Source organism: Bacillus sp. CFBP9009 (assembly GCF_036541465.1).
In the GTDB taxonomy this organism is placed as follows: Bacteria; Bacillota; Bacilli; order Bacillales; family DSM-1321; genus Peribacillus.
This window is the reverse complement of sequence record NZ_JAZHFU010000038.1, coordinates 1-10,852: the sequence shown is the minus strand read 5'-3', so window position 1 is coordinate 10,852 and position 10,852 is coordinate 1. Positions and strand designations below refer to the sequence as shown.

The following is a 10,852-nucleotide window of genomic DNA, read 5'->3' as shown; positions in this document are numbered from 1 at the left end:
GGTTGCATATGAAGTGAATGACTTGCCAAAATAAAACAGGAAAAATAGATAAATTAGGACTTATAGAAATTTCTTATACAACTAAACTGCCCCGTTAGTGCCATAAGAAAAAGGCTGCCTCAGCAACCTTCCTTATTGAAGTAAAGCACCCGTTAGCTAAATAAGGAGTCAATCTACGAAAAAAAGACCCATAATGAAATACCACCAGAATCGTAAGATCGGTCAACGCTTGATGTTAAGCTTCGACTAAACTGCCCAATTCTTCAATATGCAAAGAGCGATGACTATCTTCAGCAATCGCGCCCTTTAAATGAAGTAATGTTCCTTGATTATTTAAAATAACTTTATTATTTAATCACATAATAATTCTACATAAATGTATTAAAGGATAAATAAAAGCTAAGTGTCAACTTTCGTTTAGGTTGATACTTAGCTTTTAACACATGCTATCTATCAAATTGAATTCTTTTATTAATTATTTCTGTGCTTTCTACAATTAAAGCGCTTTTACTTACTCCTTATAAATTTTAATCTTATTATAAGTTTTTAAGAATTATTTTACGCAACCCCAGCAACTATAATCATTCGTTGCAAGGCTAGCCTTTATTTAATTCAATAACAAGACTGTCTCGTGCTGTTTAATTAAACAATGAAGGTTTAGACAAGGAATCGTATCAAAATCCATTCAATATTATTATTTGGTACATACATTAATAATTATTGGAGAAAATATCCTATAAATAAATATAGGAGCTTAAATTTAATGAAGTTCATCAAACATTTATTAAAATATAACAAGGTAAATAATGACTATCCTCCTTCAAAGCAAATACCTCAACCCTCTAAAGAAGTTTTCTCTAAAGTTAATGAAAATATCTCCACAATAAAACAAATCTTTTCTAACACAGAAGATTTAGTTGTAAAGGAATTCAAAACGGAAACAGTACGAGGTGTACTTATTTATCTCGAAACTATGGTAGATAAGGAAAAAATACAAAGAGACGCTTTGAAACCTTGTTTACTATCGAATTCAGAAACAATTCAAAAGATGCTTAATACTAATTTTCAGGCTTCAACAGTTTTCAATCAGGTCGAGGATGCACTTTTAAAAGGCTCTTGTGTTTTGAGTTTAGATGGTTATGAAAAGCTTTTTTTGGTTGATGTCTCTATGTCTAAGGACCGTTCTGTTACAGAACCAGAAAACGAAAAGATTGTTCAGGGTTCTCATGATGGATTTATTGAAAACCTTTTAACGAACCTTCATTTACTTAGAAAAACAATGAAAAGTCCTAATCTGAGCATGAAATATTTCCCAGTTGGAATACAAGTTAAATCAAAAATAGCACTTGTGTATTTAAATAATCTTGCAAATGAAGAAGTAATCTATGAATTTGAACGCAGATTAAAATCCATTTCGATGGATAACGTTTTAAATATTGGATTCTTGGAGGAATTAATAGAAGATTCTACAATATCACCTTTTCCTCAATTATTAAATACAGAAAGAGTAGATCGTGTAATTGGACATTTAAATGAAGGTAGAGTTGCTGTCTTCATGGATGGAAACCCAACTGCTTTACTTTTGCCGGTTACATTTTTTGCTTTTTATCAATCACCTGACGATTATAATTCTCGATGGATGATTGGTACGTTTATCCGTTCAATTCGACATGCAAGTTTTTTGATCTCGATTCTATTGCCAGCTTTTTATATTGCTGTTATTGCATTTCACTTTGAAGTGCTGCCTGACGAACTTGTAAACCCTGTCGGAAGTTCAATTAATAAAATTCCTTTTCCTCCATTAATCGAAGCATTACTTATGGAATTAACCATTGAGTTGATTCGCGAGGCTGGAATACGTCTTCCCTCAAGAATTGGCCAAACAATTGGGATAGTTGGAGGCCTTGTTATTGGGGACGCCATCGTTCAAGCAGGGCTTATCTCGACTACAATGATTGTCGTTGTTGCCTTAACTGCTATTTCTTCTTTTTGTGTTCCATCACATGGAATGAGCGATGCAGTTCGATTGTTACGTTTTCCGTTTATGTTTCTGGCTGCCTCATTTGGATTCGTTGGAATAGTCTTTGGTTTTATTGTGCTTTTAGCTCATTTATGCAAGTTAGAGTCATTTGGTACGCCCTACTTTGCTCCACTTGCTCCACTTAGAATAAAAGACATCAAGGATACTTTTTTGCGTTTGCCAATTTGGAAATTGAATACACGACCTTTAGATTCACATCCTAAACATATTAAACAACAAAAACTTTCAAGGGGATGGAAATCCAATGATAACAAAAGAAAGTAGTATTTCAAAAACACAGCTTTTTTTTATGATCATTCAATCTCAAATCGGAGTTGGAATTTTATCATTACCTCATGATGTCTCGTTAATTTCTAAGAATGATGGGTGGATATCTACTTTAATTGCAGGACTAATCGTACAAGCCATTATTTTGGTCTTATGGGGGCTTTGCAGAAAATTTCCATCCTTAACAATTTATGAAATCATTCCTCATGTACTAGGGAAAAAGCTAGGAAAGGCCATCATTTTATGTTACATTCTGTACTTTGTTGTTACTGGCAGTTTAGTTTTATCCCGTTTTAGTCAAATCATCGATATATGGATCTTACAAAGGACGCCAAACTGGATATTAATTTTATTAATGTTAGGGGTTTGCATATATCTTGTGAAAGATAATTTACGAAGCATGGCTCGTTTTTATGTACTCGTTACTCCAATGTTAATTATTCTATTTGGTCTAATTACATATTCGCTAAAAGATGCTAATTTTCTATATCTATTGCCAATTGGTCAATCCGGCATATCAAATATGATAAAGGGTTCTAAAGAAGCAACATTTTCGATGTTAGGGTTTGAGTTTATGCTTTTTCTCTACCCTTATGTAAAAGCATCTGATACCCGTAAACTAATTGCGATTTCATCTGCCCATCTTTTCGTAACTCTATTTTATACATATCTGGTGTTTGCTAGTCTGGTCTTTTTCGAAACTAGGCAAGATCTATATCTTACTCCACAGCCTTTATTGTATATGATCAAAGCCTATTCCTTTCAAATCATCGAACGAATCGATTTATTTTTCTTATCTATCTGGATAATATCTGTTGCTACATCTATTGCTACCTGGCTTTTTCTTTCTTCACATGGCCTTAAATACCTTTTTGAACGTGCCAATCATGCTGCATTTCTTCCATACACTGCCGGGATTATTTTTATTATTGCTCTTCTTCCCGACAATGAAACTGACCTTGAAAAATTTAATAAGCTTATGGAACCTGCACATTTTAGCTTTATTGTGGTCATACCATTATGTTTATTTTTGCTTTCATTTTTCCTTCCTAATAAAAGACATGGAGATTATAATGTATGAAAATCAAAAGGTTATTTATGATTAGTATATGTTTATTGTTAATAACAGGATGCTGGGATCAAAATTTAATGAAAGATGCTACTTTAATACAAACTATAACTTTTGATCAGACTGATGAAGGGGAATTTTTATTAGGATTTGCAATACCAAATATATATAGAAACTCAATGGATTCAGGACAAGAAACTGAAGCTATTAATAGTGAAAATTTATCTACAGTGGCAAATACTCCAAGAGAAGGACGCATGAAATTAAATACAGAGATACCCGGTAATTTAGATTCTTCGAAAAATAAACTTGTATTATTCGGTGAACAATTTGCAAAAGGTGACATTTATCCTTCTTTAGATGTAATTTGGCGCGATCCCCGAAGTTCCTTAAGTGCTAAATTAGCAGTTGTAAAAGGAAAAGCATTTGATACACTCAGTATTCAACCTAGAGTAGAATCAAACATTAGTCAAAACATCTTATATCTAATCCGAAGTACTGAAACAAATACAATCATTCCTGAAGAAAGCATCCAGACTCTGGCTTCAGAGATACTTGATCCAGGTGAAGATATTGTCCTTCCCTTATTAAAGATAGGTCGTAATGGTACTACTATAGATGTGGCAGGTGTAGCATTATTTGATGAAAGGAAATTATCAGGAACTCTATCCCAAGTAGAATCCACTCTTTTTCTTTTACTAAATAATAAGCAAGGGAAATATGCGCGTTTTACACAAAATGTAAACGGAAATGAAGAATTAAAAATGAAGAATTTTATTTCTCTGAATGTCGATCATATTAAACGGAAGTTAAATGTTTCTGTGAATGACAGAGGAGAAGTTTTTGTAAATTTAAACTTACATTTAAAAGTAATAGTAGAAGAATATCCTATAGGGAATGTACCTAAGAAAGTTGATCAACTAAACAAAAAATTATCAAATATCTTTACTAATAATGCTGAAGAAGTGATTAAAAAACTACAAGAAGCCAACTGTGATGCGTTTGGTATTGGAAGAAGACTGATCGCTTTTCACCATGATAGCTGGAAAGAAAAAGATAAGACAAACTATTTTAAAGATGTTAAATTCAAATCAAAGGTAGATGTGGAGATTATCCAACATGGTATTGTTAAATAAATCAATAATATAAAAAGAATAATTAACTGCATCATAACTAATTAAGTCGTGATATAGGTTAAATTTTGGAGTCAAGGAGTAAAAGGAACTTTTTTATGTAGGATTTTATACATCGCTGGTAAATCAACTTTTTCGGCTACTTTAGAACAATGTTAGCTACATAAAAAAGTAAAGTAATATCCAACCTCTTACTCCATTAAATAGCCCGAATGTTGAACCAGGCTAATGACGATTGTTCAACTAAACTGCCCCGTTCGTATTATAAGGTCAGCCAGATATTTCTGGTTGACCATTTTTTATTTGGTTTTACTATAACAGTAGCCAGGGTAGAACGTAACTGCCCGTGGGGCTTTGACCCCGTCAACTAAACCGTTCGCCCCCTACTTGTAGAAACATGATTGAGGCTGGTTGGGACTTAGATCTCGTATAACAAGCGAAGCTGTGACACTGCATGGAGGAATTAGGGGTACTGGCAAATTATTAGTTTAGGAGGAGGAGTTTGAATGAATCCAGTCATTGGTCTGGATGTTTCAAAAGGGGAAAGTCAAGTTCAGGCATTTTTAGATAAAGGCAAACCATATCGTAAGAGTTTTAAAGTTTCTCATACTGTTGAGGGTCTTGGTTTACTTGAAAAATTTCTGGATGAAGTAAGGAGAGAAACAGGTAAGAAACCACCTATCGTCCTTGAAGCAACAGGACATTATCATTCCTCTGTTGTTCAATACTTGGAGGACCGTGGGTATTTATTGATCATCATTAATCCACTGATTTCTTATAAGGCTAAAAGTTCAAGTCTTAGGAAAGTAAAGACAGATGCGGTTGATGCTTACCAGCTCTGCGAGCTGTTTTATAAATAAGACCTAGAGCCATATAAAAAACGTGGAGTTCAACTATTAAACCTTCGGAATCTTACAAGACAGCACGAGAATATAACTGGCGTATTGATCCAAACAAAGCTACAATTTCAAGCCATTTTGGACCAAGTCTTCCCCGAATATAGAGGGGTTTTCGGTGACTTATATTCAGTAGTATCACTCTTAACTCTTTCAGAGTTTCCCTCATCTGAAGACATATTAGAGGCAAGTTTAGAAACAATAGCTGACAAAATCGCTCAATTATGTAAAAGTCGCTCATACAGATGGGCTAATGAAAAAGCTATTGAACTCAAAGCTGCAGCAAACCAAAATCCGTTTGAAAAGACTTTGTATCAGAGTCATATTTTGAGTCTTAGTATATTTATAAACATTATTCTTCAATACAAAGAGCACCTATCGAAGTTAGAGACAGAGATAGATGCTCTCGCAAAAGAAGTTGAAGAATATAATATCATCAAATCTATCCCAGGTATCGGAGAAAAGATCGCGGCAACGATTATTTCTGAAATTGGTGAGATAGATCGATTTAACAATCCTAAGAAGCTTGTAGCTTTCGCTGGAATTGATCCTAGTGTATTCGAATCTGGTAAGTTTACTGCCACCAAGAATCGGATCACAAAACGAGGATCTAGCAGACTTCGCCATGCCTTATATATGGCAGTTCGTTGTGCTATTCGCGATTGTCGCAAGAAGAAAACGACTGATGAAGTCATCCCTCGCAACAAAAAAATGCGTGAGTTTTACGACAAGAAGCGTGAAGAAGGAAAGCCTTTTAAAGTAGCTGTAATCGCATGTGTTAACAAGCTCTTACATTGGATTTTTGCCCTGTTAAAAAGCAAAACGACTTTCCAAGATACAGCATAAGACCTATATCTAACTAAATAAAACAAAACCTTCCAATTGTAAGAAAATGGAGGGTTATTAGGTATACCCTTTTTTAGTATAGCATGAAGGATTTTTAGTTTTTAATGAAAAATATTGACAAACTATTAGCTGGTTTAGTTCCATAAGAAAAAGCTGTCTTAAAGACAGCTCCGATCTTCAGCTAACGCACCGTTTAGTTGAACAACTCCAGGGCTTATTTAAACTGTTCATAATTTCCTTTGGATTAGAGATACCGTTCTCAATAAAAATAATTGCCTATCCTTAAACAATTTCATATAAGCTTCTTCAATCATATTTGAATTTAGGTGGGCTACTAGGCATACATCCAATCCAAGCTTTGACCCTGAACATAAACTTGGATATAAGTCTAATTTCAATAAGGAGTGAACCTCGAATTATGGTATATACACGACAAATGCCATCTGCCCTGAGTCCCTGGGGTCTTCAAAATTGTTTGTATCGTTTTACGTACTTGTGGCTTAGAAACGGAGACAATTTCTGGTTTTATTTGACGACTGTCGGGGAATCAAGAGTTTATGGATATAGGTTTTTCGGCGGAAGATGGAATAATTATTCGGTTGCTTTAAGAGATATTGTTAACTTCCATTGTTCTCCTCCGACTCCAACTCTATATTAAAACACTGTGACTGACCCTCGTAATCGTATCGTTCAGTCTTACTTTAAAAGCGTCTGTGCTTTCGCATAATCAGAGATCGTTTTTTTGAATCGAATACTGTGATCACCAGATATCCGCCACCTGCATGTTCTCATCCATCATGTATAGAACATTAATCATTTCGGTTAGCGTTCTTTATACTGAGATTAGACTAAAATCCAAAACGAACATAAGTTTAATCCTGAGGCTGCGTTAAACTGCACTTTAGTGGATAAGAAAAAAACCGCCGCAGTGACAATCATCTTGTTCCCAAGCACCCGTTAGCCTACATTAAAAATTCAATTTGTTATTTATTCTAGGGTTGGTTAAAGTACTCCTTCTTCAACAAACCTGCCCCGTTAGCCATCCATGAATCGCAAAAATCGGCGATTCACCACAAAGAATGAAAATGTATTGAGTGCGTCCATAATGATTCTAAGGCTGGGAGAGGAAGGTCGATGAACTATGGTGCCTTAGAGCCCATCCGTTAGTCTGACTCCAACGACCACGGTGCACCACAAACTGTCGCTCCCTTACGGGAAGCACTTATGGTAGATTAATCCTAATTCTGATTGTTGCACCAGCCTCCAATTTTCAAGCCTAGAAAGGAAGATTTCAATGGATGTAATCATTGAAAGAGCATGTGGTTTGGATGTCCATAAGGACAGTATCACTGCTTGCATTATGACAAAAGAAGGAAAGGAGATTCAAACGTTTTCTACAAAGACTGTTTTTTTATTAAAGTTATTGGACTGGATTAAGGAAAATAATTGTACTCACGTAGCGATGGAAAGCACCAGTGTTTATTGGAAACCTATTGTTAACTTGTTAGAGTCCGAAGGAATTGAGTTTTTAGTTGTAAATGCTCAACACATGAAGGCTCTTCCGGGACGTAAAACGGATGTTAAAGATGCCGAATGGATAGCCCAACTGCTTCGTCATGGATTACTAAAAGCAAGTTTTATTCCAGATCGGAATCAACGAGAACTGCGGGAACTTGTACGCTATCGCCGAAGTATTATAGAAGAAAGAGCCAGACAACATAATCGGATTCAAAAGGTTTTAGAAGGAGCCAATATCAAACTTGGCTCAGTTGTTTCTGATATTATGGGCGTTTCATCAAAGGATATGCTCAGAGCGATTGCGAATGGTGAAGACGATCCTGAAAAACTAGCAAACTTCGCTCGTCGTACAATGAAGCGGAAAAAAGAAGAACTAGAATTAGCACTTAAAGGATATGTAAATCCACACCAACGATTAATGTTGAAAACCATTTTGACTCACATTGATTTTTTAAGTGCACAAATTGAAATGTTGGATCAAGAGATAGCTCGAAGAGTAAGCTCTTATCAGGACGATATAGAACGACTTGATTCAATACCTGGTATCGCCACAAGAATGGCTGAGCAAATCTTAGCTGAAATTGGTACGGACGTTGGAAACCAATTCCCGACTGCCGCACATTTATGTTCATGGGCAGCCTTGGTCCCTGGACACAATGAAAGCGCAGGTAAAAGGAAATCTAGTAGATCTAAAAAGGGAAATAAGTATTTAAGATCCGCATTAACAGAAGCAGCTCAATCAGTAAGAGGGTCAAAAAACTATCTCGGTGCACTGTATAGACGCACAGCCGGACGAAAAGGAAAGAAAAAGGCAGCAATTGTAGTTGCCCATGCGATGTTGCGAATCGCATATTACCTTCTAACCCGAAAAGAAATGTATGTCGACTTAGGCGAAGATTACTTTGATAAACAAAGACAAGTATCAATTGTACGCCATTCGGTTCGAAGACTAGAAAACTTAGGTTATAATGTGACAATTACCGAAGCATCCTAATCCAATTTTCGTATCTATAAACACTTTGATTAGGCGCTCTCCTCTTTTTTAAAAAAATGAATGAGCTGCGTCTACTTAATTATTGCCATTTTTCGGATCTCACAGAAGTTAATTTTCATGGTAGAAAACTTAGGTTATAATGTGACAATTACCGAAGCATCCTAATCCAATTTTCGTATCTATAAACACTTTGATTAGGCGCTCTCCTCTTTTTTAAAAAAATGAATGAGCTGCGTCTACTTAATTATTGCCATTTTTCGGATCTCACAGAAGTTAATTTTCATGGTAGTTCCATAAAAAAAAGCTGCCTTAAGACAACTCCGATTTTCAGCTAACGCACCCGTTAGTTCATTAAGCATGTTTTTAAACGTTAACCTTTTAAACCCTCTTTCACTGCCCAATAATGATGTTCGTGAACAAGAAGTTCTCTCACACTGTCAATATTTATCCACTTTATAAAGTGGTCATCTTCAATTGGTTCCTGCATTTTATCCAACAATTCTGCCAAGTAGAAATATCCGTCATTAAGTAGGGGTTCATTTTTAGTGGATTGAAAATATCTCTTCGCATTGCCAATAAAAGAACCTAAAAATACTTTATAACCTGTTTCTTCTAACATTTCTCTTTCAAGGCATTCTTGATAACTTTCTTCATTTTCAATTCCACCACCAGGTAAAAAATAATGTCCTCTGGAATTCTGGACAGCTAACACTTTATCCTTTGCAGAATTGAAAATTATTGCATAAACACCTTTTCTTATTTGATAATCAAGACCACCTATTTTTTCTCCAAAAACCTTATCCAATTTTTCACCTTCTTGCCCACTTAATCTTACCAATTCAAAATCAACTAACCTGCCCCGATAAGTAAAGGGATGCCGCAGCACCCTCCCTTATTAAAGCACCTTGTTAACTTAAAAACTTGTTTGGTTCATACCATGTAGGTTTTAGTAATTCAAAATTTTTGTGGTCTTCCAACACAACATATAATCGTGTTATCATTGCATCTAAATCGTCTGGTGCAAATCGTAAAGACCATACAACTGATGAAAAGATAACCATTCCCGTATAGATAGAGTAAAGCATCCAAAAATCTTCAGGAACACTACCACCAAAATATCCCTCAATTTGTCCCCTTGAAAATAGAACGCTTAATTCCCTTTGAAATAATGCTACTTTTACAAAGTCATGAAAGGGGTCTTCCCAATCAAAATTATTAAAATCAATTACACCAGCATACTGCTTATCCTTCACAATGATATTCTCCAGATGAAAATCATCATGCTGAAATTGATTGGAACGATTTTTCATATGATGTTTATTCTTTTCAATAAAATCAATAATCTTTTCATCATTTTTAATCTTTATACCACAAGATTTATAAGCATTTAGATATCTATAATGCTTATAAATCGCTCGGTCATACCAAGCTTTAACTGTTGAAGGTGCTTCATATAAATGCATTCTCGATAGTTGTATACCTGCTTCTATTCCAATTTTATATTGTTCTTCTTCTTTAAGTGTATGTATTGCCTCTTTTGCATCTATACCATCTATATAAGAGTAAATATTATAACCGGCGTTTAATGTATCAATAATACCTATATCAATAGGCTGTGATGATTGAACATTAAACTGTTTCATTTTGTTCAATATTTGAAACTCTGCCTTCTTCTTTTCATGACCCACCATATCATATACGCGTAACAAAAATTTGTTATCATCAACATAAACCACATATTTTTTATCGGGAGAGTACCCTTTTGATAGTTTTTCAATTTTAGTAGCGTTTTGCAAAAACTTTACTCTGTCTTGAAGAGTTTTTATAATGTCATCCATATATTTGAAACCTCCACTTTTATCTTTTGACTTCTATAACATTAACAAATGTCCCTTTGTCCCTTTAGTTTTCAATTATTCCACTAACCTGCCCCTTTAGTTACATAAGAAAAAGCTGCCTTAAAGACAGCCCCGGTCTTGAGCTAACGCACCCGTTAGCCATCCATGAATCGCAAAAATCGGCGATTCACCACAAAGAATGAAAATGTATTGAGTGCGTCCATAATGATTCTAAGGCTGGGAGAGGAAG

The 10,852-nt window shown here is 35.0% G+C and carries 6 protein-coding genes and 1 pseudogene; 5 read left to right on the top strand and 2 right to left on the bottom strand.

The annotated features are described in order from the left end of the window. Positions 1-763: 763 nt before the first annotated feature. The 5 genes and pseudogenes from V3595_RS28335 (at position 764) to V3595_RS28315 (ending at position 8,764) form a co-directional block, all read left to right on the top strand. Complete coding sequence (locus tag V3595_RS28335) at positions 764-2,305, top strand: spore germination protein (protein WP_485911266.1); 1,542 nt, start codon at positions 764-766, stop codon at positions 2,303-2,305. Continuing rightward, a complete protein-coding gene (locus V3595_RS28330) occupies positions 2,286-3,389 on the top strand; it encodes a GerAB/ArcD/ProY family transporter (RefSeq protein WP_485911264.1) in 1,104 nt (367 codons plus the stop codon). Before V3595_RS28335 ends, V3595_RS28330 begins: the two co-directional genes overlap by 20 nt. Then, positions 3,386-4,513 (top strand): Ger(x)C family spore germination protein, encoded by a 1,128-nt coding sequence (locus tag V3595_RS28325; protein WP_485911262.1) that lies wholly within the window; start codon positions 3,386-3,388, stop codon positions 4,511-4,513. The genes V3595_RS28330 and V3595_RS28325 overlap by 4 nt, the downstream gene beginning before the upstream one ends. Before the next feature lie 503 nt (positions 4,514-5,016). Then, positions 5,017-6,252, top strand: a pseudogene (locus V3595_RS28320) (IS110 family RNA-guided transposase). 1,294 nt (positions 6,253-7,546) lie between these two features. Beyond that, positions 7,547-8,764, top strand: coding sequence for an IS110 family RNA-guided transposase (locus V3595_RS28315; protein ID WP_406595085.1), 1,218 nt, complete (start codon positions 7,547-7,549; stop codon positions 8,762-8,764). A 370-nt stretch (positions 8,765-9,134) separates the two neighbouring features. On the opposite strand, the gene V3595_RS28310 is transcribed toward V3595_RS28315, so the two are convergent. Next, positions 9,135-9,602 (bottom strand): NUDIX hydrolase, encoded by a 468-nt coding sequence (locus V3595_RS28310; RefSeq protein ID WP_485911260.1) that lies wholly within the window; start codon positions 9,600-9,602, stop codon positions 9,135-9,137. A 70-nt stretch (positions 9,603-9,672) separates the two neighbouring features. Further along, entirely contained in the window at positions 9,673-10,602 is a 930-nt protein-coding gene (locus tag V3595_RS28305) for an aminoglycoside phosphotransferase family protein (protein WP_485911258.1), read from the bottom strand. Between the last annotated feature and the right edge of the window lie 250 nt (positions 10,603-10,852).